Here is a 25,205-nt window from a genome sequence, read left to right as displayed (position 1 = left end):
ACAAGGACGACACCATGAGCAGCAGCACCGTCATCACCAACATCGCCACGCTGGTCACCAACGACCCCTCCCTCGGCGACGGATCCCCCCTCGGTCTGGTCCAGGACGCGGCCGTCGTCATCGACGGCGACCGTGTCGCGTGGGCCGGTGAATCCAGCAAAGCACCCGCCACTGACAACCGGGTCGACGCCGGCGGCCGGGCGGTACTGCCGGGCTTCGTGGACTCCCACTCTCACCTGGTCTTCGCCGGCGACCGCACGCAGGAGTTCAACGCCCGCATGTCCGGCCGCTCCTACACGGCGGGCGGCATCCGCACCACGGTCGCCGCCACCCGCGCCGCGACGGACGCGGAACTGGAGGCGAACCTCACCCGTTACCTCGACGAGGCCCTCCGCCAGGGCACCACCACCTTCGAGACCAAGTCGGGCTACGGCCTCACCGTCGAGGACGAGGCCCGCGCACTGCGCATCGCGGCGCGGCACACCGACGAGGTGACCTACCTCGGCGCCCACATCGTCTCCCCGGACCACTCCGACGACCCGGCGGCCTATGTCGCCCTGGTCACCGGCGAGATGCTGGACGCCTGCGCGCCGCACGCCCGCTGGATCGACGTGTTCTGCGAGAAGGGCGCCTTCGACGGCGACCAGGCCCGCGCGATCCTCACGGCGGGCCGGGCGAAGGGCCTGCATCCCCGTATCCACGCCAACCAGCTCTCCTACGGCCCCGGCGTCCAGCTGGCCGTCGAGCTGGACGCGGCCAGCGCCGACCACTGCACCCACCTCACCGACGCGGACGTCGACGCCCTGGCGAACGGCGACACGGTCGCCACCCTCCTCCCGGGCGCCGAGTTCTCCACCCGTGCCGAGTGGCCGGACGCCCGCCGCCTGCTGGACGCGGGAGTCACCGTCGCCCTGTCCACGGACTGCAACCCGGGCTCGTCCTTCACCTCGTCCGTGCCCTTCTGCATCGCCCTGGCCGTCCGCGACATGCGGATGACCCCGGACGAGGCGGTCTGGTCGGCCACGGCGGGCGGCGCGGCGGCCCTGCGACGCACCGACATCGGCCGCCTCAGCCCCGGTGCCTACGCCGACCTCACCCTCCTCGACGCCCCCAGCCACGTCCACCTCGCCTACCGCCCGGGCGTGCCCCTGGTCAGCGGCGTGTGGCGGCGCGGCGCGCGGGTGGTGTGAGCGGCGCGGGTGGTGTGAGGGGCGTCCCGCCGTCCACCTGGCATCCGCCGTCCACCCCGGCCGGGTCCACCCCGGCCGGGTCCACCCCGGCCCGCCACCGCGGGCCGTCGCGGCGTTCATCTCGCCCCGGCCCGCCACCGCTGGTCGCCGCGGTCGTCCAGCGGTTCCAGGGCCACCCCGTACCGGCCCTCCGGCGTGACCGCCGTCTCGATGGCGATGTCCGGGCGGATCGTGCCGTCGGGGTCGATGGTGAAGCGCAGGTTGTCACCGTTGTCGCTGTAGACGGCGTCGCACTCCCAGATGCCGACGCCCCGGTCCACCGAGCCCCGGCTGTCCAGGCAGAAGCGGTCGTCGGCGCCCGAGCGGAGCACCCCCAGGTAGGTGTCGAAGCGCCAGCGCTGGGTGTCGGCGGAGGAGCAGGGGGCCGTGACGACGTCGTTGCCCTCGGACAGGTCGCCGTCGCGGATGTCCAGGCAGCGGCCCCTCGCCAGGTTCACCACCTGGGCGAAGGAGGCGCCGGGCGGTGTGAAGGAGGGCGTCGGCCGGGGAGTGGCGCGATGCCGGGGCGGCGGGGGCGTGACCGTCGGGCGCGGTGAACTCGGCGTGGAGGAAGGGGACTTCGAGGGGGACCCGGTGGGAGTGGGTGAGGGGGACGGGGACGGGGTCACGGACACCGTCGCGGTGACCGTGACCGGGGGAGGCGTGGGTGTCGCGGCCGCCGGCTGCTGGTCGTCGGTGTGCGCCGGGGTGAGCAGGAACACCAGCAGCGGGGTCAGGGCCACCCCCAGGGCCGCCGAGGCCAGCAGGACGCGGCGCCGGGGCGGCCAGGCCGCCCGTGCGGCGGGGGGACCGGGTACGGCCGGCGGGTCCTCGGCGCGTATGTAGGCCGTTCCGTTCCACGGCAGCAGCCCCTCCGCCAGGGTCTGCCGGGGCGCGTCCCGCAGGGCCCGCAGATCCTCGAACGCGGCCGTGCAGTGCGGGCAGCGGGCCATGTGGGCGTCCAGGTCGGCGCTGTAGCGCGGGCCGTCCGGCCGTACCGCCTCCTCGATCAGCCGGCGGAAGTCGGCGCAGCTGGGGTCGTCGGAGGCGGCGAGGCGCTCCCGGAGGCAGGCCTGGGCCAGGGCCTTGAGGGCCTGCGGGGTGCCGTAGGTCACGTCCGCGCGGCTCAGGCCGAGCAGTGCGGCGGTCCGTTCCTGCGGCTCCCGCTCCAGCACGCCGTACCAGAGCAGCCCCTGGGTGCGGGACGGCAGTGACTGGAACGCGGGCAGCAGGGCAGGGGTGGGGCCGTCGGGCAGGCCGGAGGCGTTCAGGACCAGCAGCAGTCCCGGGTCGAGGCCGGTGGCGCGCTCGTCGCGCGCCCAGGCGGCCGCCAGCGCGGCGGTCAGCAGCAGGAGCCGGTGGCGCAGCGGTACGGCCGGCTCGGCCCCCCGGGCCGTCTCGCGGGCCGCCGTGGTGACGGCCTCGGCCGCCAGCCGGCGGGCGGACGGCTCGCTCGCGGCACACAGCCGGGCGTAGGCGAGGGCCGCCGGCTGGTGCCGACGGCGCAGTTCCTGCAGGGCGGGGTACGCCGTCGCCGTGGCCGAGCGCAGCAGTGCGGTCAGCCGGGCGTCCGGTACGTCCTCGTACGCGCCGCCCGTCTCGGTTCCGCCCGCCCCGGCCCCGTCCCCCTGAGCCATCGTCCAGCCTCCTCGCACCACCGGGCGCCCGCGTCGTTGCGGTCCCGGCCCGGCATACCAGCCGGTTTGGGGGGCCATAGTGGTCGAGGGGGGCGGCCGGGGAAAGAGGTTTCCGCGGGTAACCGCATAACGGTTGGGACGTCAGGGCCAGTTGACCGAACCGCCGGCGGGAATGTGGGCATGGCCGCGCGGATCGCGGATACCCGCGGCACTCGGAGGGGTGGGTCCGGAGAACGCACGCGGAAGCGGCCCGGCACCGACGGCCGGGCCGCTAGCGGAGGTGTCACCGCGGCAGGGGTCCGCGTGTCACTCGTCGAGCGTCAGCCCCTTGCGCAGCCGTACCAGCGTCCGCGACAGCAGCCGGGAGACGTGCATCTGGGAGATGCCGAGCTCCTCGCCGATCTCCGACTGGGTCATGTTCGCCACGAAACGCAGGGAGAGGATCTTCCGGTCCCGGGGCGGGAGTCCGGCGATCAGCGGCTTGAGGGACTCGATGTACTCGATGCCCTCAAGGCCGTGGTCCTCGTACCCGATGCGGTCCGCGAGCGCGCCCTCCGTCTCGTCCTCCTCGGGCTGGGCGTCCAGCGAGGAGGCGGTGTAGGCGTTCGAGGCGGCCATGCCCTCGACGACCTGGTCGTTGGAGATGCCGAGCTGCTCGGCCAGTTCCGCGACCGTCGGCGCGCGGTCCAGTCGCTGGGCCAGCTCGTCCCCGGCCTTGGCCAGGTCCAGGCGCAGCTCCTGCAGCCTGCGCGGCACGCGCACGGACCACGAGGTGTCGCGGAAGAAACGCTTGATCTCGCCGATGATGGTCGGCATCGCGAAGGTCGGGAACTCGACACCGCGGGTGAGCTCGAAGCGGTCGATCGCCTTGATCAGGCCGATGGTGCCGACCTGGATGATGTCCTCCATCGGTTCGCTGCGGGAGCGGAAGCGGGAGGCGGCGAACTTGACGAGCGCGAGGTTCAGCTCGACCAGGGTGTTGCGGACGTACGAGTACTCGTGCGTCCCTTCCTCCAGCGACTCCAGGCGCTCGAAGAGGGTCTTGGACAGGGCCCGCGCGTCGACCGGGCCGATCTCGTCGTACGGGGGGATCTCCGGGAGTCCCTCGAAGGTGTCGAGGGCGTCGATGGGATGATCCAGTTGTTCCGGTGGGGGTGTCGACGTCGCGACCGGGGTATGCGATGCGTCGAGCCGGGGTGACATGGTGTCCTCCATCGTTCTCGGCATATGGCTGCCGAAGCCGGTGCGTGCACTGCGGTGTGCGGCGCCTCCAAAGCCGGCGTGTAGGGGTAGGTGTCCCTACTAGCCCTACCCGCTTCACCGAGACGAGCGCAAGTGCGTTCTGTTCAGGTATGTCCGGTTCTGTGAAATTCTTCGGGTGCCGGAGTGCGCATGGAAGGCGTAATGTTCGAGAGCAGTCAGCGTCCACGACCTCAGGAGAGAGACGGCATGGACCACGGGACGGTCGGCAGCGCACAGTCGGGCCGGCTTCTGGTGGAGGTGCGGGAAGAGGGCTCCAGCGCCGTTGTGACACCGGCGGGTGAGCTCGATCACCACACCGCCGATCTTTTGCGTGAGCCCCTCGACGACCTCCTGGACAAGGGCTTCTCGCGCCTCGTCGTGGACTGCTCGCGACTGGAGTTCTGTGACTCCACGGGCCTGAACGTGCTGCTCGGCGCCCGGCTGAAGGCGGAGGCCGCCGGCGGCGGGGTCCATCTGGCCGGGATGCAGCCGGTGGTCGCCCGTGTGTTCGAGATCACTGGGGCCGAGGCGGTCTTCACCGTCCACGACTCCGTGGAGGCGGCCCTGGCCGACGGCGCCGGCTGAGCCCGCCGCCCCTCTCTCTGCCCCGACCCCCGGGCGTTGCGTTCGTCACGCCGAAGACAGGGGTGTCGTGCCGGATCGGCCGGGCAGGAGAGGGCAGGAGAAGCGGGACAGACCCTGACGAACGCCGGCCCGGGACCGCACCGGGGCCGGTGAAACGACTGGACGGGACGTACGTGCCACGGACGGGTGAACAGGCACCCTGCGGGGACGGCGTACGGACCGGCCGGCACGGACCGGGTGCCGGCCATTTTGAATCGTGAACCGGTGAATCGGTGAGGTGAAGCGCTGATGAGCACCACCCGGCCTTACTCGCCGGGCGAGCGCGGCCCGGAGCCCAGCGGCGCTTCCGGGGCGTCCGAGGGGGGTGCGCCGACCGCAGGCGTACCCACGGGGGCAGCCGCGCCGTCCGGATCTGCCGGCGGCACTCAGGGCAGCGGCGGGCCCCAGGTCCGCAGACTAGGCCTGCGCGGCGAGAGCGGGGTCGTCCCGCTCGCCCGCGACTTCGCCCGCCAGGCGCTGTACGCGTGGGGCTGGCTGCCGGCCGCCGGCGCCGACCAGCGGGCCGCCGCCGAGGACGTGCTGCTGGTCGTCTCCGAACTGGTCACCAACGCCTGCCTGCACGCCGAGGGGCCCGACGAACTGCTCCTGGCCTGCGACAACAAGGTGATCCGGGTGGAGGTCTCGGACCAGGGCAGCGGTCAGCCGGCCCCCCGCACCCCGCACCGCGCCGGCCGCCCCGGCGGCCACGGCATGTTCATCGTGCAGCGGCTGTGCCTGGACTGGGGCGTCGTCCGCGCGGCCGGCCGGCCGGGCAAGACGGTGTGGGCGGAGCTGGGCGCACCGGCCTAGGTCTTCCGCCCGGTGCCGGTGGAAATCCGGTTTCCGCCGACCGCGGCACTTCCGGCCCTGGGCGCAACGCGCTGACGGAGACGAGGGGCCCGGGCTCCGCGAGCCGAGAGAGCCGCCGGCAGCTGGGAAGGCGGCCTCGCACCCCGGGTGAATCCCCTCCCGAGTGCGGGGAGGAACGGGCCGCCGCGCCACGGCCGCTCCCATGCCCCGAGGTGCTGCGCCGCTGGGGGTTGCCGGAGGTGCTGCGCGGGGCGTGACGCCCCGGCCCACCCTCCACGCCGGCCCCGCGTCACACACGCCGGATCGCCACAACTCCGGCGTGTGATGCGTCTTCCCTCCTCATGGTGCCGGGCGTACCTTGACGGCCGAATCTGATGTGCCGTCAGGAACGAATGAGGTGGACCGACCGTGTCGTACCCGAAGCGAACCGCCGCGCTCGCGTCCGCCGCCGCCCTGGCCGGCTCGGTGGTGCTGCTGGCCGCGCCCGCGGCCCACGCCGACGTCGTCGACGTCAACTACCGCTGCCAGACGCCGATCGGTGTCAAGAGCGCCGTCTCGCCGATCGACATGACGGGCGTCAGGAGCGGCAGCGGCTACAAGATCACCATGTCCTGGCAGAAGGGTGTCTCCTCCAGCCCGGTCGAGCTGGGCAAGGGCGCGATGACCCCGAGCGCCACCGTCAGGCTGGGCGGCGCCGACACCGGCACGCTCGCCGTCAGCGGGCCCGCCAACGCGGCGGCGATCCCCGCCAACACCCCCATCAAGATCAGCGACCTGAGCGGCACGTACACGCCGAGGAAGAGCGGCAAGGTCACCTTCACACCGGGCACGCTCGTCATCAAGGCGCTCGGCACGACGACGACCTGCACCCCGGCCAACAGCCCCGGGCCGGGGCTGACACTGCAGGTGACCGCGCCCGGCGGCTCCTCCTCGTCGTCCTCTTCCGGCGGTTCCCCCTCCGGCGGACAGCTCCCGCAGACCGGCCCCGACGACTCCGCGATCGCCCTCGGCACCCTCGGCGGCACGGTACTCCTCGCCGGTACGGCGGGCGCCCTCTGGCTGACCCGACGGGGACAGACGGCACACCGCTGACCCGACGCACCCCAGGTCCCGCTGGAGCCGCCCATGCCGTCCGCCGCCCCCGCACCGATCCGCCGCCGGCGCCCGCGCCGCGCCGCCCTGCCCGCCGCCCTCTGCCTGTGCGCCGCGCTGGGTGCGGCGCCCCGTGCCCAGGCCGCCACGGGTTGGTCCGTCGCGCCCGCCGGCGGTGGCCGCCCGTCCTTCTACGCCGAGGGCACACCCGGGACGGTCCTGCAGGACACGGTGTCCGTCACCAACCCCGGGCGGGCGCCGGTCGTCGTACGGCTGTCCGGCACCGGCCTGCGGACCGTCTTCGCCGAGCAGGGCGGCACCGCGATACGCGTCCCGGCCCGCACCCGCGCCGAGGTGCCCTTCACCGTCACCGTGCCGGCCGGTGCGGCGCCCGGCGACCGCTCCGGCGCCGTCGTCGCGCGGGACGCACGGGGGCGTACGGCGACCGTCCCGGTCCGGCTGCGCGTCGGCGGACCCACGCTCGCCGCGCTGACCGTCGAACACCTCGACGTGCACGCCGACCGCATCACGTACGAGCTGGTCAACCGCGGTACGACCGTCCTCGTACCGAGGCTCGCGGTGCGTGCGGACGGCATCCTCGGCCGGGTCCTGGACCGCGCGCCCCGCACGCTCCCCGTCCGCCTGCGCCCCGGCGCGCGTCTGAAGCTCAGCGAGTCCTGGCCCGACCGTCCCGCGCTGGACGCCGTCCACGTCTGCCTGACGGTCACGGCCCCGGGCGGAGCCCGCGGCACGGCGACGGCCTCGGCCCGGTTCGTGCCCTGGCCGGCCGTGGCGGGGACGGGAGCCCCGCTGCTCGCGACGGCGGCCGCGCTGACCACCGCCCGCCTCCGCCGCCGCCGCCCACGACCCGACGACCCGCCCCCCGAAGGCACGGGGCAAGGCGCCCCACCGCCCGGCGCCCAGGCCTCTGACGCCCCGTCGGCTGATGCCTGGGCGTCCGCCACGCGCCCGCCCGACACTCCGGCCCCCGGCGGTGTGCCACCCGGTGTTCCGGCGTCCGGCACGTGCCCGCCCCACACTCTGACCGCCGACGGTGCGTGGTCTGGTGTGCCGGCGTCTGGGGCTCGCTTGTCCGGTGCCCGGGAGTCCGGCACGTGCCTGCCTGACGCCCCGGCCCCCGACGGTTCGTCGGCTGGTGCCCCGGCGTCCGGCGCCCCAGTCCCCGGCGGTTCGTCGGCTGGTGTTCCGCCGTCCGGCGCGTGCCTGTCCAACACTTCGGCCCCTGGCGGCCCGTCGGCTGGTGCCCTGCCGCCCGGTGCGCGCCTGTCCGGCCCACCGGCAACCGACGGTGCTCTCCCCGGTGTTCCGGCGTCCTGTGTCCGCCTGTCCGACCCACTGGCCCCCGGCGATGTGTCACCCGGTGTTCCAGCGCCCGGCGCCTGCCTTTCCGACCCCCGGGCCCCCGGCGGTCCGTCGGCTGGTGTCTCGGGGCCCCGTGACGTGGGGGGTGGGGGGCCGGGGTCCGGTGGACCGGGGGGTGGGCGGGGTGTGGGGCCGGGCGGAGCCCGGGACTGCGACGGTGAGCTGACGGAAGGCGCGGTGAAGTGAGCCGGAAGGTGAGGATGCCGCGGCTGTCGGCGGTGGTGGCGGTGCTCGCGCTGCTTCTGCTGCCGGTGGGCGGCCGGGCGAACGCGGCGGACGGGCCGGTCGTGAAGCTGTCGGCAGCGCAGGCCGGCACCGGCGGGTCGGTCACCGTCACCGGCACCGGCTGGCGGTCGCACACGTTGCTGATGCTGTTGGTCTGCGGGCGGGCCACACCGTCCCGGGGTGTCGTCGGCGGCACCAACTCCTGTGCCAACGGCGACGGCCGGGCCGTGACCACCGACGCCCGGGGCGCCTTCAGCCGGAGACTCCCGGTCGCCGAACCGCCCGTGCCCTGCCCCTGTGTGGTGCACGTGGCCACCGTCACCGGCGCCGGGGCGGAGTCGGACGCCGCCCTGAAGGTCGCCGGGCACCCCGTCGCCCCGCTGCCCGCCGAAACCACCGGCGGCCGGCTGGCGATCCTGTCCGACACCCGGCTGACCGGCTCCAGCGGCCCGCTGACCTGGTTCGGGGCGCCGCCCAGCCGCACCCTGGTCTTCACCGTCGGCAACACCGGCACCAGCGCGGTCAAGGACCCGGTCTTCCAGGTCGGCTCCGCGCACGGCGTCTTCGCCCCGCAGTGGGACGACCGGCAGTGGCAGGGCACCCTGGCGCCCGGCCGGCGCGCCGAGGTCAGGCTGCCGGTCGAGCTGTCCGCCGGAGCGCACGGCGACTACACCGTGTCCCTGAAGTACGACGGCAAGATCCTCGCCGAGCAGCCGTGGGGCGTCGGCCGCCCCTGGGGCGTGACGCTGTTCTGGATCCTGCTCTGCCTGGTGGTCCCCGCCGCGCTGTTCCGCATCGGCATGGCGGTGGTGGACCGGCTACGGCCGCGCCGCCCGGGCGGCGCCCGCCACGACGGCCACCGGCGCCGGCCCCGGCCCATCCCGTGGCTGCCGCGCTCCCGCACCCCCGGACCGCCCCCCACGCGCCCGACCCTGCCGTGGTTCGCCCCGGACTCCGTCCCGGGCGACCCGGCCGGCCGGCTCTCCGCACCGCACACCGACAGCCCGACGAGTCCGACGACTCCCACCACGAAGGGACCCACGTGAGCATCCGAAGGAGAGGGACGGCCGCGGGCGCCGCGCTGGCGCTGAGCGGTGCGGGCGTCCTGCTGGGCCTCGCCGCGAGCCCCGCGCAGGCGGCCGAGGTGGCGTACGCCACCCACTGTGTGCCGCCGGCGGGCATCAGCCCGGTCGACGGCACCACGAAGGTCGAGATCACCGCGCCGGCCACGGCGAAGGTCGGCGACACGGTGGACGTCGTGTGGAAGTTCGTCCAGGCGGCGTCCAAGAACCCCGACATCATCGACCTGCCCGCCAACTCGGTCCAGCCGTCCGGCGTGCTGAAGGCGGCCGGCGCGCAGAGCGCCGACATCGCGATGCAGGGGGCGCGGCAGAACCCGGCGATCCCCAAGGGCGGCGCCATGGTGCTGTCCGACATGAAGGGCAGCGTCAAGCTGACGGCCGCCGGCGAGGTGACGCTGACGCCGGACGCGTACACCGTCAACGCGATGTCGACGGACACCAGGTGCACGCCGAAGGAGACCGTGCAGAAGGCGGCGACGATCCAGGTGACGGGTGGTGGCGGCACGTCCGGTCCGACACCGACGAAGTCGGCCACTCCGACCCGGTCGAGCACCCCCACGGCCTCGGCCACCCCGACCGCGACCGGCGGCAGCGGCCAGACCGACTTCACCGGCAAGGAGGTGCAGATCCCCTACGCCTGCAAGACCCCGATCGGCGACAAGAACGCGACCTCGCCGGTGCAGATCAACGCAAGGAAGAACGGCGGCGAGTTCGGCCTCACCGTCAAGTTCAAGAAGTCGGTGATGAACAGCCCCGCCGACATCCCGAAGGACTCCGTGAAGCCCTCCATGGAGGTGGTGCTGGGCGGGGCCGACAAGGGCACCGTGCACGTGGAGGGGCCGGCCAACCCCAACCCCATCAAGTCCGGCGACCCGATCGCCATCCCGGACCTCACCGGCACCTACAAGCCCGGCGCGAGCGGCAGTTCGACGCTGTCCCCGGGTGTCCTGACGGTCAAGGCGCTCGGCACGACCACGACGTGCACACCGACCAGGACCGAGGTCTCGCTGACCCTGGACACCAGCAGGCAGCAGGGCGGGTCGTCCGGCGGCACGTCCACTTCCGGCGGCTCGACGGGCTCGACCGGCGGAACCAGCGGCGGCAGCGGCTCCGGCGGCCTCGCCGAGACCGGGGCGAGCGACCACGGCGCCCTGAAGGCGCTCGGCCTGGTGGCCGGCACGGCGATCCTGCTGGGCGGGGCGGTGTTCACGTTCCTGCCGGGACGCAGGACACGCTGACCCCCTGACGCGAAGAGGGCCACCGCATCCGCAGATGTGGTGGCCCTCTTCAGCGAGCTGTGTCAGGGGACGTCAGTGGACGTCGCCCATGAGCTTGTTGACCTTCTTGCGGTAGATCCACACCGCGACACCGGCGAGCACGGCGAGCACGGCCTCCAGGCCGACGTAGCCCATCTTGTCGAGGTTGACCCCGCCGACGGCCGGGTTCGACATCAGCGCGGTGAGCGAGTCACCCGCGGTGACCGCGAGGAACCACACGCCCATCATCTGGGAGGCGTACTTCTTCGGCGCCATCTTCGTCGTCACCGACAGACCCACCGGGGACAGCGTCAGCTCACCGATCGTCTGCACGAAGTAGATCGCGACCAGCCACATCGCCGCGGCCTTGTGACCGCCCTCGGCGACCGACAGCGGGGCGAGGAACAGGAAGAACGACGCACCGATCAGGACCAGTCCGGAGGCGAACTTCACGATCGTGCTCGGCTCCTGGCCGCGGCGGTTCAGCCACAGCCACAGCCAGGCGAAGACCGGCGCCAGGGCCATGATCATGACCGGGTTGACCGACTGGTACCAGGAGACCGGGAACTCCCAGCCGAGGATCGAGTTCTTCGCGCTCTTCTCGGCGAACAGCGACAGGGTCGAACCACCCTGGTCGTAGATCATCCAGAAGACGGCGGCGGCGACGAAGAACCAGACGTACGCCGACACCTTCGAGCGCTCGTCGGCGCTCAGGTCCTTGTCCCGGTGGATGCGGGTGATGACCAGGATCGGCACGAGCAGACCGATGAGGGTGAGCGGGATCAGCGCCCAGTTCAGGGTGAAGTGGCCGGTGCCGCCGACGACACCGTAGAAGACCGCGGCGACGGCCAGCCAGATCAGGCCCTTGCGCAGGGTGGCGGACTTCTCGTCGGCCGTTAGCGGGGTCGGGACCTCGCTGCTCTTCGCGCTCAGGTGACGGCCGCCCAGCAGGTACTGGGCCAGACCCAGCGCCATGCCGAGCGCGGCCAGCGCGAAGCCCAGGTGCCAGTTGACGTTCTCACCGACGGTGCCGATGACCAGCGGCGCGACGAAGGCACCGACGTTGATGCCGATGTAGAAGAGCGTGAAGCCACCGTCGCGGCGCGGGTCCTCCGGACCCTTGTAGAGGTGGCCGACCATCGTGGAGATGTTGGCCTTCAGCAGACCCGAACCGATGGCGACGAGGCCCAGGCCGACGAAGAAGCTGGCGGCCACGGGCAGCGCGAGGCACAGATGGCCGAGCATGATGATCAGACCCGCGACGGCGACCGTCTTGCGGGGGCCGAGCACGCGGTCGGCGAACCAGCCGCCGGGGAGGGCGAGCAGGTACACGAGCGACACGTACACCGAGTAGATCGCCGTCGCCGTGCCCGCGTTCAGGTGCAGGCCACCCGGGGCCACCAGGTACAGCGGGAGCAGGGCCCTCATGCCGTAGTAGGAGAAGCGCTCCCACATCTCGGTCATGAAGAGAGTGGCCAGGCCGCGGGGGTGGCCGAAGAAGGTCTTCTCGGAACCGGGGGTGCCCGGGCGGACCGAGTCCTTCGTCAGGCTGGACGCCATGGTCGTTCCTTGCTGGTCGGGACGCGCTGCTGGAGCGTTGCGCGCCCGGTGGGGGTGCGGCCGGCACCGGCAGGGTCGGTCGTCCACCCCCCAACGCCCAGGGGGAGTCCGTTTCCGGGTCTCGGAAGCGGCGGACGGCGACCACCGGGATCCACGCCCCGACGCGACGATGCGTCCGGAGCCCGGCCAGAGGTCATTCCTTTCAAGGCTGATCTTGATCAGCCCGCACACAAAAGAGACCCTCAGCGTCAAGTGAGCGCCAAAGGTCCCCGGTGTACTACAGGCGTTCAGGTCACCATACGGCAGGACACTGCCGGATATGGAAGGACTTGAGACGCGGATCACAGGTGTCGGGGGAACCACGGAAACGCATTCGAAGGTCTCTCCTACGATCGCATCCCCAGAGCAATGGTTCGTACCAGCCGTGTGCGAAGGTAAGAGTTCCTGGGAGCGATCACACCCCGGCGCCGTGCACGGGCGGTCTACCATCACCTCATGACCCGTGTACTGCTCGCCGAGGACGACGCGTCCATCTCGGAGCCGCTGGCCCGCGCCCTGCGCCGGGAAGGTTACGAGGTCGAGGTGCGCGAGGACGGACCCACCGCACTCGACGCCGGAATGCAGGGCGGTGTCGATCTGGTCGTACTGGACCTGGGCCTGCCGGGCATGGACGGCCTGGAGGTCGCCCGCCGGCTGCGGGCCGACGGCCACACCGTGCCGATCCTCATCCTGACCGCGCGGGCCGACGAGGTGGACACCGTCGTCGGCCTGGACGCGGGCGCCGACGACTACGTCACCAAGCCCTTCCGGCTCGCCGAACTGCTCGCCCGGGTGCGGGCGCTGCTGCGGCGCGGTGCCGCCGAGCCGCAGCAGCCGCCGGCCACGCACGGCGTACGGATCGACGTCGAGTCGCACCGGGCGTGGATGGGCGACGAGGAACTGCAGCTCACCGCCAAGGAGTTCGACCTGCTGCGGGTACTGGTGCGGGACGCCGGCCGGGTCGTCACCCGCGACCAGCTGATGCGCGAGGTCTGGGACACCACGTGGTGGTCGTCCACCAAGACCCTGGACATGCACATCTCCTGGCTGCGCAAGAAGCTCGGCGACGACGCGGCGAACCCGCGCTACATCGCCACCGTACGAGGCGTGGGCTTCCGCTTCGAGAAGAGCTGAGCCCCTCCCGGGACCCAGCGAGCACCTCAGGTAACGGAACATGCGCCGACGACTCATCCAGTCCACCCTCGCCGTCGTCCTCGTGGTGATCGCCGTCTTCGGCATCTCCCTGGTGATCGTCGAGAGCCGGACGATCAGCAACAGCGCCCAGGAGCGGGTGGAGTCCGAGGCGGTGCGGCTGGCCAGCATCGTGGACAGCCGGATCCTCGCCGCGGAGAACGTCAACGCGGACGTGCTGCGCAACCCGGTCAGCAAGGACCAGTACGCGGTGATCCGCATGCCCGGCAGGCCGCCGATCGAGATCGGCACCCAGCCGCGGGGCGACGTCATCAGCGCCTCGCAGACGGGCGAGGAGGGCGAGAAGGTCACCGTGCAGGAGCCGCGCTCCGCGGTGACCCGCGAGGTCGGCCGGACCCTGCTGATCATCGCGCTGGTGGCGCTGCTCGCGGTCGTCGCCGCGGTGCTGCTCGCCGTACGGCAGGCCAACCGGCTCGCCTCCCCGCTGACCGACCTCGCCGAGACCGCCGAACGGCTCGGCTCCGGCGACCCGCGCCCACGGCACAAGCGGTACGGCGTTCCCGAGCTGGACCGGGTCGCCGATGTGCTGGACTCCTCCGCCGAGCGGATCGGGCGCATGCTGACCGCCGAGCGGCGCCTCGCGGCGGACGCCTCCCACCAGCTGCGCACCCCGCTGACCGCGCTGTCCATGCGGCTTGAGGAGATCACCCTCACCGACGACCCGGACACCGTGAAGGAAGAGGCGAACGTCGCCCTCACCCAGGTCGAGCGGCTCACCGACGTGGTCGAGCGGTTGCTGACCAACTCCCGCGACCCGCGCACCGGCTCCGCCGTGACCTTCGACCTGGACGAGGTCATCCAGCAGCAGCTCGCCGAGTGGCGGCCCGCCTACCGCAGTGCCAACCGGGCCATCGTCAGCTCCGGCAAGCGGCATCTGCAGGCCGTCGGCACGCCGGGCGCGGTCGCCCAGGTGCTGGCGGCGCTGATCGAGAACTCCCTCATGCACGGCGGCGGCACGGTCGCGCTGCGTACCCGGGTCACCGGCAACCAGGCCGTGGTGGAGGTCACCGACGAGGGCCCCGGCGTCCCGGCCGACCTCGGCGCGCGGATCTTCGAGCGGACGATCAGTGGACGCAACTCCACCGGGATCGGCCTGGCCGTCGCCCGTGACCTCGCGGAGGCCGACGGCGGCCGACTGGAGCTGCTGCAGGCCCAGCCGCCGGTGTTCGGGCTGTTCCTCTCCCGCACGCCCCCGGCCCGCAAGCCGGAGGAGGACCGGCCGACGGTCCGTTGAGGCCCGGCTAGGGAACCCGCTGGGACTTCGGCTCCGGCTCGGGGTGCGGCTTGCGCGACTCGGCCGCCAGGATCGACTCCGCCTCCCGTGCCGGCTGCGCGCGGAACACCCAGGTGCGGTACGACCAGAAGCGGAACAGGGTCGCGATGCCGATGCCGAGGAACTTGAAGACGTTGCTCTGCAGCGGGCTGTCCCAGCCGAAGCCGTAGGTCGCCAGGTACAGCACGCCGTTCTCGATCACCAGGCCGATCGCGCTGAAGAACAGGAACAGCGTGAGTTCCTTGGTGCGGCCGTTCTTGTCACGGTCCCGGTACGTCCAGTAGCGGAAGCCCACGTAGTTGAAGACGATCGCGACCACCGTCGCGATGATGCTGGCGCGCACCACCGGCAGGTCGGAGACGTGCCGGACCAGGTTGAACACACCGAGATTGACAAAGATGCCCGCGCCGCCGACGGCGCCGAACTTGGCCACCTCGCGTACGAGCCGTTGCAGCCCCGAGGAACGAGGTTCCATGGTGGTGCAGCTCCCGTCGGTAGGTTTCGTCAGCCCAGCCATGCTATCCAGGCGGAACCACGGACGCCTCCGCACTGGGCCACAGCTCGGAAACAGGTCGGAAAGAGGGCGGAAAACGGCGGGTAAGAGATCGTGAGAGGGACGCGATCCGGCCGCGCCGGCGTGGCCGATACGCTAGGGGTGTGACGTTCCCGGTAGTCGGCATGGTCGGCGGGGGGCAGCTCGCGCGTATGACGCACGAGGCGGGCATCCCGTTGGGCATCAGGTTCAAGCTTCTCAGTGACACCCCTCAGGATTCCGCGGCGCAGGTCGTCAGCGATGTCGTCATCGGCGACTATCGCGACCTGGACACGCTGCGTGAGTTCGCGCGCGGGTGCGATGTGATCACCTTCGATCACGAACACGTACCCACCGAGCACCTCAGGGCCCTGGAGGCGGACGGTATCCCCGTGCGCCCGGGGCCCGACGCGCTGGTGCACGCCCAGGACAAGGGGGTGATGCGCGCCAGACTCGACGCGATCGGCGTCCCGTGCCCACGGCACCGGATCGTCGCCGACCCGCAGGACGTCGTCCGCTTCGCGGCCGAGGGGGACGGCTTCCCGGTCGTCCTGAAGACCGTGCGCGGCGGCTACGACGGCAAGGGCGTGTGGGTCGTGGAGTCCGCCGAGGAGGCCGCCGAGCCGTTCCGGGCCGGCGTCCCGGTCCTCGCCGAGGAGAAGGTCGACTACGTCCGCGAGCTGGCCGCCAACGTCGTACGCTCCCCGCACGGCCAGGCCGTCGCCTACCCGGTGGTGGAGTCGCAGCAGGTCAACGGCGTGTGCGACACCGTCATAGCGCCGGCCCCGGACCTCGACGAGTCCCTCGCGCTGCAGGCCGAGCGGATGGCGCTGACCATCGCCAAGGAGCTGGACGTCGTCGGGCACCTCGCCGTCGAGCTGTTCCAGACCCGCGACGGCCGCATCCTCGTCAACGAACTGGCGATGCGCCCGCACAACTCCGGCCACTGGACCCAGGACGGCGCGATCACCTCACAGTTCGCCAACCACGTCCGCGCGGTCCTCGACCTCCCGCTCGGCGACCCGCGCCCGCGCGCGAAGTGGACCGTGATGGCCAACGTCCTCGGCGGCGACTACCCGGACATGTACTCCGCGTACTTGCACTGCATGGCCCGCGACCCCAAGCTCAAGATCCACATGTACGGCAAGGACGTGAAGCCCGGCCGCAAGGTCGGACACGTCAACACCTACGGCGACGACCTGGACGACGTGCTGGAGCGCGCCCGTCACGCAGCCGGCTACCTGAGAGGCACGATCACCGAATGAGCCCTGTTGTTGGCATCGTCATGGGGTCGGACTCCGACTGGCCCGTCATGGAGGCCGCCGCCAAGGCCCTGGACGAGTTCGAGATCCCGTACGAGGTCGACGTCGTCTCCGCGCACCGCATGCCCCGCGAGATGATCACGTACGGCGAGCAGGCCGCCGACCGCGGCCTGAAGGTGATCATCGCCGGGGCGGGCGGGGCCGCCCACCTGCCCGGCATGCTCGCCTCCGTGACCCCGCTGCCGGTCATCGGCGTGCCGGTGCCGCTGAAGTACCTCGACGGCATGGACTCGCTGCTGTCCATCGTGCAGATGCCGGCCGGCGTGCCGGTCGCCACCGTCTCCGTCGCCGGCGCCCGCAACGCCGGTCTCCTCGCGGCGCGCATGCTCGCCGCGCACGACGAGGACCTGCTGCACCGGATGCGCGACTTCCAGCAGGACCTGAACGACCAGGCCACCGAGAAGGGCAAGCGGCTGCGCTCCAAGGTCGAGGGCCAGGGCCACTTCGGCTTCGGGAAGTGACGCGGATGACCTCCCTGGACGAGGCCCGCGCGCTGTTGCGCGAGTTCCCGGTCGTCGACGGCCACAACGACCTGCCGTGGGCGCTGCGCAAGAAGGCCGGCTACGACCTCGACGCGCTCGACATCTCCGTCCCCCAGAACGCGCAGCTGCACACCGACCTCCCGCGGCTGCGCGAGGGCGGCGTCGGCGCGCAGTACTGGTCGGTGTTCGTGCCCGCCGAGCAGCCCGCGCCGGTGGCGGCGACGCTGGAGCAGATCGACTGCGTACAGCGGCTGCTGGCCCGCTACCCGGCGGACCTGGCGCCCGCGCTGACCGCCGCCGACATGGAGGCGGCGCGCCGGGACGGCCGTATCGCCTCGCTGATGGGTGCCGAGGGCGGCCACTCCATCGCCAACTCGCTCGGCGCCCTGCGCGGCCTGTACGCGCTCGGCGTGCGCTACATGACGCTCACCCACAACTCCAACGTGGACTGGGCGGACTCCGCGACCGACGAGCCGAAGGCCGGCGGCCTGACCGCGTTCGGCCGCGAGGTCGTCCGTGAGATGAACCGGCTCGGCATGCTGGTCGACCTCTCGCACGTGGCGGCGACGACCATGCGGGACGCGCTGGACGCGACCTCCGCGCCGGTGGTCTTCTCGCACTCCTCCGCCCGCGCGGTGTGCGACCACCCGCGCAACATCCCCGACGACGTCCTGGAGCGGCTGCCCGCCAACGGCGGCGTGGCGATGGTGACGTTCGTGCCGAAGTTCGTGCTCCAGGCCGCCGTCGACTGGACGGCCGCGGCCGACGAGAACCTGCGCGCCCACGGCTTCCACCACCTCGACACCGGCGCCGAGGCGATGAAGCTGCACCGCGAGTTCGAGGAGCGCACCCCGCGTCCGGTCGCCACGGTCACGACGGTGGCGGACCACCTGGACCACATGCGCGAGGTGGCCGGCATCGACCACCTGGGCATCGGCGGCGACTACGACGGCACCGCGTTCACCCCCGACGGGCTGAACGACGTCTCCGGCTACCCGAACCTGCTCGCCGAGCTGCTGGACCGCGGCTGGTCCAGGGCCGACCTGGCCAAGCTGACCTGGCAGAACGCGGTGCGGGTGCTGGGCGCGGCCGAGGACGTGGCCCGCGGCCTTCAGGCGACCCGGGCGCCGTCCCTCGCCACCATCGAGTCACTGGACACCGGCGCCGTCTGACCGTCCAGGGCGGGGTAGTCGTTGTAGCCCTCCGCCCCGCCCACGTACATGAAGTACCGGTCCCGGACCGGGTTGAGGGGTGCGCCACGGCGCAGCCGCTCGACCAGGTCCGGGTTGGCGAGGAACGGCCGGCCCAGCGCCACCAGGTCGGCGCCGGCCGCCAGCATCCCGCGGGCGGCCCGGGCGACGGCCTCGGCGGTCAGGTCGGTCAGGTCCGGGTTGCCGATCAGGACGCCGGGCCAGCCGGCGCGGATCCGCCGGTACCATCCGCTGGCCGGGTCGGAGCGCACCAGGTGCAGATAGGCGAGGTCCAGCCCCTTCAGACGGTCCAGGAGCGCGGCGTAGAGGCCGTCGGTGTCCTCCTCCAGGACGCCGTTGACGGTGGAGGCGGGGGAGACGCGGATGCCCACCCGGTCCGCGCCGATCGCGTCCGCCACCGCCTCGGTCACCTCCGCCGCGAACCGCACCCGCTGCCGCGCGGAGCCGCCGTAGCCGTCTTCCCGGCGGTTGGTGTTGTCCGCGAGGAACTGGTGCAGCAGCATCCCGTTGGCCGAGTGCACCTCCACCCCTTCGAAGCCCGCCGCGACGGCCCGGCGGGCCGCGGCGGCGAAGTCGGCGATCGTGGCGCGGATGTCGTCCGCCGTCATCGCGCGGGGCACGACGGCCGGCCGGTGCCCGCCCGGCGTGAAGATCGTCTCCGGCAGCGGCAGCGGCGAGGGTGCCACCGGGGTCAGTCCCGTGGTCGCCGGATGGCTGACCCGGCCGCCGTGCTGGAGCTGGAGGTACATCCGCCCGCCGGCCGCCCGCACCGCGTCGGTGACCTGGCGCCAGCCGGCCACATGCCGCTCGGTGTGGATCGCGGTGATGTCCGGGTACGTCTGCCCGACGGCGTTCGGCGTCGAGCCCTCGGCGACGATCAGGCCGGCCGAGGCGCGCTGGGCGTAGTGGGCGGCCATGAGCGGGGTCGGGGTGCCGTCGGCCGCCGCACGGTTGCGGGTCAGCGGGGCCATCACCAGGTGGTTGGGCAGGGCGAGCCGGCCGAGCCGGGCCGGTGCCAGGAAGTCCGTTGTCTGCGTCATGCCGGCAAGGTAGAACTTGACACTGATGTCAGATTCAAGCCCTTCCCGGGAGGCGGAGATGCGGATCGGTGAACTGGCCCGGCGCACCGGCGTGAGCGAGCGCTCGCTGCGCTACTACGAGACCCGGCAACTGCTCAGCAGCGAGCGCACCCCCGGCGGCCATCGCGACTACCCCGACGCGGCCGTCGACCGGGTCATCCGCATCCAGGAGCTGTACGCGGCCGGACTGCACAGCGACAAGATCCGGCAGCTGCTGCCCTGCATGCGCGACCGGGACGGCGGCCCCGCCGCGACCGCCACCCCGAAGCTGGTCGCCGACCTCACCGCCGAACGCGACCGCATCGACCGCATGATCGCCGACCTGCGGCGCTCCCGCGAGACCCTGGACGAGGTGATCCGCACGGCCCGCGAGGCCTGAGCGGGCCACCACCCCCCGAACGCCCCACTCACCAGGAAGGCCCCCTCGGCTCCGTGCGACCGTGGCGGTACGCCAGCGACGCAGCCCACGACCTACGGAGCCCGCCATGGCCGACCTGCAGCCCGACAGCGCCACCACGGCCGAGGTCGGTGCGGACGACACCCTGCCGGACACCCCCGGAACCCAGGCGCCCTGCTCCCCGGCCGTCCTGGAGCAGGCCCACGCCCTGCTCGCGGCCCACCCGGTCGCCGACGGCTACAGCGGACTGCCCTCGGCCCTGCGGCGTCTGTCCCGGCACGACCTGGAGCTGGGCGAGCCCGCCGTCGACACCGACATACCGCGGCTGCGCGAGGGCCACGTGGGCGCACTGTTCTGGTCGCTGCACCCGCCCGAGGCCACCGGCGGCGACCACGCCACGACCGCGGCCCTGGAACAGCTGGACTTCGCGCGCTCGGTGATCGACGCCCACCCGGAGGGCCTGCGCCTGGTGCACACCGCCGGGGAGATCATCGACGCCCGCCACTGCGGCCGGGTCGCCGTGGTGCTGGGCCCCGCCCAGGCCACCGCGCTCGACGGTTCCCTCGCCGTGCTGCGCGCCCTGCGCGCCCTCGGCCTGCACGTGCTCACCCTCACGGGCACGGCCTGGGCGGGCGAGCGGGGCCTGAACCGGTTCGGCGAGGAGGTCGTCCGCGAGATGAACCGGCTCGGCGTGCTCGCCGACGTCTCCGGCGCCGCCACGGCCACCGTCGAGAGCACCCTCGCGCTCTCCAGGACCCCGGTGCTGTGCACCCGCTCCGCCGCCCGCGCCCTGCGCCCGCACCCGGCCAACCTGCCCGACGGGCTGCTCGCCGCGCTCGGCACGGCGCGGGGCCTGTGCCTGGTGCCGCTGACCGCCGAACAGACCGGGCCGACGGTCCACGACGTCGCCGACCACCTCGACCACGTCCGCGACGTCGCCGGCCCGGACTGCGTGGGCCTGTCCGGCACCTACGACACCGGAGTCGTGCACCCCCGCGGCCTCGCCGACGCCTCGCGCTACCCCCACCTGATCGCCGAACTTCTCCGGCGCGGCTGGTCCGACACCGAGCTGTCCCTGCTGACATGGGGCAACGTCCAACGGGTGCTGCGCAGCGCGCACTCCACCGCCCGCGCCGCGCAACACCGCCACGAACCGCCCCCGCCGCAACCCGGCCAGCCGGACGGCCCCTAGGGCCTCTCTCCCCCCGGGACGGCTCAGCACGCGCACAGACAGAACGGGTGCCCCGCCGGATCGGCGTACACCCGGAAGGTCCGCTCGCGGTCCTCCACGTCCAGGGGCCGGGCCCCCAGCTCCAGCACCCCCTTCTCCGCCGCGTCCAGGTCCGCCACCCTCAGGTCCAGGTGGAACTGCTGCGACTCCTGCGGCGCCGGCCACTTCGGCGCCACGTACCCCGGCGCCCGCTGGAAGGCCAGCGCCGGTCCGCCGGGCACCTTCAGGTCCACCCACTCGCCGTCCTCCGGGTCCTCCTCCACCGTGCCGCCCAGCACCGAGGCGTAGAAGCCGGCCAGCGCGCGGGGATCGGGACAGTCCAGCACCACGACATCGAGCTTGGCGAGAGCCATCACTACCTCCTGGGGTCACCCGCGGGTCACCTGTCGGGTTACCGGTAAAGGCGAGTAACCGGTAACGGTTACTGCATGCTCCCGCATCGGCGGTAACGTCGCAAGCATGAGTGAGAGATCGGCCGCCCCCGGAGCCCTCGCGCTGGTCGAGTCCCTGGTCAACACGCTGGACCTGGAGACCGGCGCCGACACGCTCGACACGGAGAAGGGGCGCGGCCGCTTCGCGGTCCCCGAAGAGGGACTGGAGGAGACACGGGAACTGCGGGAGTCACTGCGGGCCGTACTGCTCGCCCACGCCGGGCACCCGCCGCACCGCCCGGTGACCCCGCTCGGCGAGCTGCTGTCCCGGGCGCCCCTGTATCTCGCCGTCGACCAGCAGGACGGATCCGCGGGCATCGCCGCCCCCGCCGGCACCGCACCACTGCTCTCCCGCGTCGCCGCCGCCGTCGCCGAGGCACTCGTCGCCGGCACCTGGAGCCGGCTCAAGGCCTGCGAGGCCGAGGACTGCCACTGGGCGTACTACGACCGCAGCCCGGCCGGGCGCGGCCGCTGGTGCTCGATGCAGGTGTGCGGGGCGCGGGCGAAGATGCGCCGTTACCGGGCCAAGGAGAAGTAACACACAGGAAGTTCACCGGCCGCCCATGCGCCCGGTGGTGCAGAATGCCGGAAGACGCCGGTTCGGCCGACTGAGCCTCGGCCGAACCGGCGTCACCCTGCTGCCTACGCCGTCGGGCGCCCCATCGCCCGGTACGTCCAGCCCGCCCGGCGCCACAGCTCCGGGTCGAGCGTGTTGCGGCCGTCCAGGATCACCCGGTCCGCGGCGACCTCGCCGAGCGCCGCCGGGTCCAGCTCACGGAACTCCCGCCACTCGGTGAGGTGCAGGACGACATCGGCGCCCCGCGCCGCCTCCAGCGCCGAGTCGGCGTACCCCAGCGTCGGGAAGACGCGCCGGGCGTTGTCCATGCCCTTCGGGTCGTACACGGTGACCTGACCGCCCTGGAGGTGGATCTGACCGGCCACGTTCAGCGCGGGCGAGTCACGGACGTCGTCCGAGTCGGGCTTGAACGTGGCGCCGAGCACCGCCACCCGCTTGCCGAGGAACGACCCGCCGCCGAGCGCCTCCCGGGTCATCTCCACCATCTGCCCGCGACGGCGCATGTTGATGGAGTCGATCTCGCGCAGGAAGGTCAGCGCCTGGTCCGCGCCCAGCTCACCGGCCCGCGCCATGAACGCCCGGATGTCCTTGGGCAGACAGCCGCCGCCGAAGCCGATCCCGGCGCGCAGGAACTTGGCCCCGATCCGGTCGTCGTGCCCGATGGCCTCCGCCAGCTTCGCCACGTCACCGCCCCCGGCCTCGCACACCTCCGCCATCGCGTTGATGAAGGAGATCTTCGTGGCGAGGAACGAGTTCGCGGCCGTCTTCACCAGCTCGGCGGTCGGGAAGTCCGTCACCACGAACGGAGTGCCCCCGCCGATCGGCGTCGCGTACACCTCACGCAGCAGCTTCTCGGCCCGCTCACTGCGCACGCCCGCCACGATCCGGTCCGGGTGCAGGGTGTCCTGGACGGCGAAGCCCTCGCGCAGGAACTCAGGGTTCCAGGCCAGCTCGGCGTCCGCGCCGGCCGGCGCGTGCTCGGCGAGGTAGCCGGCCAGCCGGTCGGCGGAGCCCACCGGCACGGTCGACTTGCCGACGACCAGCGCCGGGCCGTGCAGATGCGGGGCGAGCGAGGCGATCGCGGCGTCGACGTAACTCATGTCGCAGGCGTACTCGCCGTGCTTCTGCGGGGTGTTCACACAGACGAAGTGCACATCGCCGAAGGCCCCGACCTCCGCCCAGTCCGTGGTGAACCGCAACCGCCCGGTGGAGCCCTCGAAACCCGCCACGTGCTTCCTCAGCAGCTCCTGCAGACCCGGCTCGTACATCGGGGTCTCGCCGCGCTCCAGCATCGCGATCTTCTCGGGCACGACATCGAGCCCCAGCACCTCGAAGCCCAGCTCGGCCATGGCCGCGGCGTGCGTGGCGCCGAGATAGCCGGTGCCGATCACGGTGATCTTCAGGCTCATGGGGATGCGCTCCAGCTAGGGGACTCTCACGTGCGGTGCCTGAGCATAGTCGGGCCGTCCACCGGGCAATTTCCCGCTGTCGCGTAGCTCACGTAGGCGTCCTACCGGCGGCCCTCTAAAATTTGAGTTACTTAACGGTAATTAGCGTCAGTATCACTGCGTCTTTGGAGCGTGAGAGACCGTGGCCGGATCGGCTGACTTCGACCTGTACCGCCCGTCCGAGGAGCACGACATGCTCCGGGACGCCGTCCGATCCCTGGTCGAGGCGAAGATCGCGCCGTTCGCCGCGGCGGTGGACGAGGAGGCCCGCTTCCCGCAGGAGGCCCTCGACGCCCTCGTCGCAGGCGACCTCCACGCGGTGCACGTCCCCGAGGAGTACGGCGGCGCCGGCGCCGACGCGCTCGCCACGGTCATCGTGATCGAGGAAGTGGCCCGCGCCTGCGTCTCCTCCTCCCTGATCCCGGCCGTGAACAAGCTCGGCTCCCTCCCGGTGATCCTCTCCGGCGGCGAGGCGCTGAAGAAGAAGTACCTGACCCCGCTCGCCAAGGGCGACGCGATGTTCTCGTACTGCCTCTCCGAGCCGGAGGCGGGCTCGGACGCGGCCGGCATGAAGACCAAGGCGGTCCGCGACGGCGACCACTGGATCCTCAACGGCGTCAAGCGCTGGATCACCAACGCGGGCGTCTCCGAGTACTACACGGTGATGGCCGTCACCGACCCCTCCAAGCGCTCCAAGGGCATCTCCGCCTTCGTCGTCGAGAAGTCCGACGAGGGCGTCTCCTTCGGCGCCCCGGAGAAGAAGCTCGGCATCAAGGGCTCCCCGACCCGCGAGGTCTACTTCGACAACGTCCGCATCCCCGCCGACCGCATGATCGGCGAGGAGGGCACCGGCTTCGCGACCGCCATGAAGACCCTGGACCACACCCGCATCACCATCGCGGCCCAGGCCCTCGGCGTCGCCCAGGGCGCCCTCGACTACGCCAAGGGCTACGTCCAGGAGCGCAAGCAGTTCGGCAAGGCGATCGCCGACTTCCAGGGCATCCAGTTCATGCTCGCCGACATGTCGATGAAGATCTCGGCGGCCCGCGCCCTCACCTACCAGGCCGCCGCCGCCTCCGAGCGCGGCGACGCCGACCTCACCTACCTGGGCGCCGCCGCCAAGTGTTTCGCCTCGGACGTGGCGATGGAGGTCACCACCGACGCGGTCCAGCTCCTCGGCGGCTACGGCTACACCCGCGACTACCCGGTGGAGCGCATGATGCGCGACGCGAAGATCACCCAGATCTACGAGGGCACCAACCAGGTCCAGCGGATCGTCATGGCCCGCAACCTGCCGTAACGGCACGAGCGGCACGGTTGTCCGGAAAGGCGCCCCGCGGGGCGCCTTTCCGCTGCCCGGGCGCACCTGCCGACCGGTCGGTCACATGCGGGGCGGCCACCGGGGACGTAGGACGGAAGCACACGGGACCCGTCCCGGGTCCCCGCCTCCGAGGAGGAGCCATGACCCAGCCCGGAACGATGACGCCCATGACCCAGCAGATGCAGGACTGCGTCAACGCCTGCATGGCCGCGCACACCATGTGCGAGGAGACCATGAGCTCCTGCATGCAGATGGGTGGCCAGGCCCAGATGCAGATCATGCGCGCGCTCATGGACTGCTCCGAGACGACCCGTATGTGCGCCGACATGATGATGCGCCGCTCGCCCATGTCGGGCGAGATGTGCGCGATGTGCGCCAAGGCGTGCGAGATGTGCGCCGAGGCGTGTATGGCGATGCCGGACGACCCGCAGATGATGCGCTGCGCGGAGGCGTGTCGCCGCGCGGCGGAGATGTGCCGCGCCATGGCGGGCGCCAAGATGTGACGCCCTG

The 25,205-nt window shown here is 72.4% G+C and carries 24 protein-coding genes; 17 read left to right on the top strand and 7 right to left on the bottom strand.

What is annotated here, in order from left to right:
* Positions 1–14 precede the first annotated feature (14 nt).
* Positions 15–1,190 (top strand): imidazolonepropionase, encoded by a 1,176-nt coding sequence (gene hutI / locus IE244_RS37065; RefSeq protein ID WP_191877974.1) that lies wholly within the window; start codon positions 15–17, stop codon positions 1,188–1,190.
* A 116-nt stretch (positions 1,191–1,306) separates the two neighbouring features.
* Here the strand turns inward: hutI and IE244_RS37060 are convergent, their stop codons facing one another.
* On the bottom strand, positions 1,307–2,866 hold the full coding sequence (locus tag IE244_RS37060; RefSeq protein WP_191877973.1) for a ricin-type beta-trefoil lectin domain protein: 1,560 nt from the start codon (positions 2,864–2,866) through the stop codon (positions 1,307–1,309).
* A gap of 306 nt (positions 2,867–3,172) precedes the next feature.
* Positions 3,173–4,069 carry an RNA polymerase sigma factor SigF gene (locus tag IE244_RS37055; protein WP_191878006.1) on the bottom strand — a complete coding sequence of 299 codons (897 nt, stop codon included), beginning with the start codon at positions 4,067–4,069 and terminating at the stop codon, positions 3,173–3,175.
* A 246-nt stretch (positions 4,070–4,315) separates the two neighbouring features.
* Between IE244_RS37055 and IE244_RS37050 the strand changes: the two genes are divergently transcribed.
* The 6 genes from IE244_RS37050 (at position 4,316) to IE244_RS37025 (ending at position 10,562) form a co-directional block, all read left to right on the top strand.
* Positions 4,316–4,693 carry an STAS domain-containing protein gene (locus IE244_RS37050; RefSeq protein ID WP_191877972.1) on the top strand — a complete coding sequence of 126 codons (378 nt, stop codon included), beginning with the start codon at positions 4,316–4,318 and terminating at the stop codon, positions 4,691–4,693.
* A gap of 288 nt (positions 4,694–4,981) precedes the next feature.
* On the top strand, positions 4,982–5,542 hold the full coding sequence (locus IE244_RS37045; protein WP_191877971.1) for an ATP-binding protein: 561 nt from the start codon (positions 4,982–4,984) through the stop codon (positions 5,540–5,542).
* 408 nt (positions 5,543–5,950) lie between these two features.
* Entirely contained in the window at positions 5,951–6,634 is a 684-nt protein-coding gene (locus tag IE244_RS37040; protein WP_191877970.1) for an LPXTG cell wall anchor domain-containing protein, read from the top strand.
* Between the two features lie 33 nt (positions 6,635–6,667).
* Positions 6,668–8,203: a hypothetical protein gene (locus tag IE244_RS43295; RefSeq protein ID WP_373305823.1), complete on the top strand. Its 1,536-nt coding sequence runs from the start codon at positions 6,668–6,670 to the stop codon at positions 8,201–8,203.
* Positions 8,204–8,217: 14 nt separating this feature from the next.
* On the top strand, positions 8,218–9,288 hold the full coding sequence (locus IE244_RS37030; protein WP_191878005.1) for a hypothetical protein: 1,071 nt from the start codon (positions 8,218–8,220) through the stop codon (positions 9,286–9,288).
* Complete coding sequence (locus IE244_RS37025) at positions 9,285–10,562, top strand: hypothetical protein (RefSeq protein WP_373305822.1); 1,278 nt, start codon at positions 9,285–9,287, stop codon at positions 10,560–10,562. Before IE244_RS37030 ends, IE244_RS37025 begins: the two co-directional genes overlap by 4 nt.
* Positions 10,563–10,634: 72 nt before the next feature.
* Here the strand turns inward: IE244_RS37025 and IE244_RS37020 are convergent, their stop codons facing one another.
* Positions 10,635–12,140, bottom strand: coding sequence for a peptide MFS transporter (locus tag IE244_RS37020; RefSeq protein WP_191877969.1), 1,506 nt, complete (start codon positions 12,138–12,140; stop codon positions 10,635–10,637).
* Positions 12,141–12,635: 495 nt separating this feature from the next.
* Here IE244_RS37020 and IE244_RS37015 point away from each other — a divergent pair, with 495 nt between their 5' ends.
* Together IE244_RS37015 and IE244_RS37010 are read left to right on the top strand one after the other, a co-directional pair.
* A complete protein-coding gene (locus tag IE244_RS37015) occupies positions 12,636–13,313 on the top strand; it encodes a response regulator transcription factor (protein WP_020940464.1) in 678 nt (225 codons plus the stop codon).
* 40 nt (positions 13,314–13,353) lie between these two features.
* Positions 13,354–14,625, top strand: coding sequence for a sensor histidine kinase (locus IE244_RS37010; protein WP_191877968.1), 1,272 nt, complete (start codon positions 13,354–13,356; stop codon positions 14,623–14,625).
* A gap of 7 nt (positions 14,626–14,632) precedes the next feature.
* Here IE244_RS37010 and IE244_RS37005 read toward each other — a convergent pair whose 3' ends face one another.
* Complete coding sequence (locus IE244_RS37005; RefSeq protein ID WP_191877967.1) at positions 14,633–15,139, bottom strand: GtrA family protein; 507 nt, start codon at positions 15,137–15,139, stop codon at positions 14,633–14,635.
* 182 nt (positions 15,140–15,321) lie between these two features.
* Between IE244_RS37005 and IE244_RS37000 the strand changes: the two genes are divergently transcribed.
* The 3 genes from IE244_RS37000 to IE244_RS36990 are packed head-to-tail and all read left to right on the top strand — an operon-like array spanning position 15,322 to position 18,172.
* On the top strand, positions 15,322–16,461 hold the full coding sequence (locus IE244_RS37000) for a 5-(carboxyamino)imidazole ribonucleotide synthase (RefSeq protein WP_191877966.1): 1,140 nt from the start codon (positions 15,322–15,324) through the stop codon (positions 16,459–16,461).
* Positions 16,458–16,979 carry a 5-(carboxyamino)imidazole ribonucleotide mutase gene (gene purE / locus IE244_RS36995; RefSeq protein WP_078963983.1) on the top strand — a complete coding sequence of 174 codons (522 nt, stop codon included), beginning with the start codon at positions 16,458–16,460 and terminating at the stop codon, positions 16,977–16,979. The genes IE244_RS37000 and purE overlap by 4 nt, the downstream gene beginning before the upstream one ends.
* Positions 16,980–16,984: 5 nt before the next feature.
* Positions 16,985–18,172, top strand: coding sequence for a dipeptidase (locus IE244_RS36990; protein WP_191877965.1), 1,188 nt, complete (start codon positions 16,985–16,987; stop codon positions 18,170–18,172).
* Here IE244_RS36990 and IE244_RS36985 read toward each other — a convergent pair.
* Positions 18,112–19,251, bottom strand: a complete 1,140-nt coding sequence (locus IE244_RS36985; RefSeq protein ID WP_191877964.1) for an alkene reductase — start codon at positions 19,249–19,251, stop codon at positions 18,112–18,114. The genes IE244_RS36990 and IE244_RS36985 overlap by 61 nt on opposite strands.
* 58 nt (positions 19,252–19,309) lie before the next feature.
* Here IE244_RS36985 and IE244_RS36980 point away from each other — a divergent pair, with 58 nt between their 5' ends.
* Together IE244_RS36980 and IE244_RS36975 are read left to right on the top strand one after the other, a co-directional pair.
* Positions 19,310–19,669, top strand: a complete 360-nt coding sequence (locus tag IE244_RS36980; RefSeq protein ID WP_191878003.1) for a MerR family transcriptional regulator — start codon at positions 19,310–19,312, stop codon at positions 19,667–19,669.
* 106 nt (positions 19,670–19,775) lie between these two features.
* Positions 19,776–20,879, top strand: coding sequence for a dipeptidase (locus IE244_RS36975; RefSeq protein WP_191877963.1), 1,104 nt, complete (start codon positions 19,776–19,778; stop codon positions 20,877–20,879).
* A 23-nt stretch (positions 20,880–20,902) separates the two neighbouring features.
* Here IE244_RS36975 and IE244_RS36970 read toward each other — a convergent pair whose 3' ends face one another.
* Positions 20,903–21,271, bottom strand: a complete 369-nt coding sequence (locus IE244_RS36970) for a VOC family protein (protein ID WP_191877962.1) — start codon at positions 21,269–21,271, stop codon at positions 20,903–20,905.
* Positions 21,272–21,377: 106 nt separating this feature from the next.
* On the opposite strand from IE244_RS36970, the gene IE244_RS36965 reads away from it, so the two are divergent.
* Positions 21,378–21,887 carry a CGNR zinc finger domain-containing protein gene (locus IE244_RS36965; protein ID WP_031171339.1) on the top strand — a complete coding sequence of 170 codons (510 nt, stop codon included), beginning with the start codon at positions 21,378–21,380 and terminating at the stop codon, positions 21,885–21,887.
* 104 nt (positions 21,888–21,991) lie between these two features.
* On the opposite strand, the gene IE244_RS36960 is transcribed toward IE244_RS36965, so the two are convergent.
* The gene (locus tag IE244_RS36960; protein WP_191877961.1) at positions 21,992–23,335 is read right to left on the bottom strand and encodes a UDP-glucose dehydrogenase family protein; all 1,344 of its coding nucleotides are present in this window, start codon (positions 23,333–23,335) and stop codon (positions 21,992–21,994) included.
* Positions 23,336–23,516: 181 nt separating this feature from the next.
* On the opposite strand from IE244_RS36960, the gene IE244_RS36955 reads away from it, so the two are divergent.
* On the top strand, positions 23,517–24,674 hold the full coding sequence (locus IE244_RS36955) for an acyl-CoA dehydrogenase family protein (protein ID WP_031171343.1): 1,158 nt from the start codon (positions 23,517–23,519) through the stop codon (positions 24,672–24,674).
* 161 nt (positions 24,675–24,835) lie between these two features.
* Positions 24,836–25,198, top strand: a complete 363-nt coding sequence (locus IE244_RS36950; RefSeq protein ID WP_031171356.1) for a four-helix bundle copper-binding protein — start codon at positions 24,836–24,838, stop codon at positions 25,196–25,198.
* Positions 25,199–25,205 lie beyond the last annotated feature (7 nt).

The sequence above is a fragment of the Streptomyces filipinensis genome (genome assembly GCF_014649495.1).
Lineage (GTDB): Bacteria > Actinomycetota > Actinomycetes > Streptomycetales > Streptomycetaceae > Streptomyces > Streptomyces filipinensis.
This window is presented reverse-complemented; position numbering and strand designations above follow the sequence as displayed.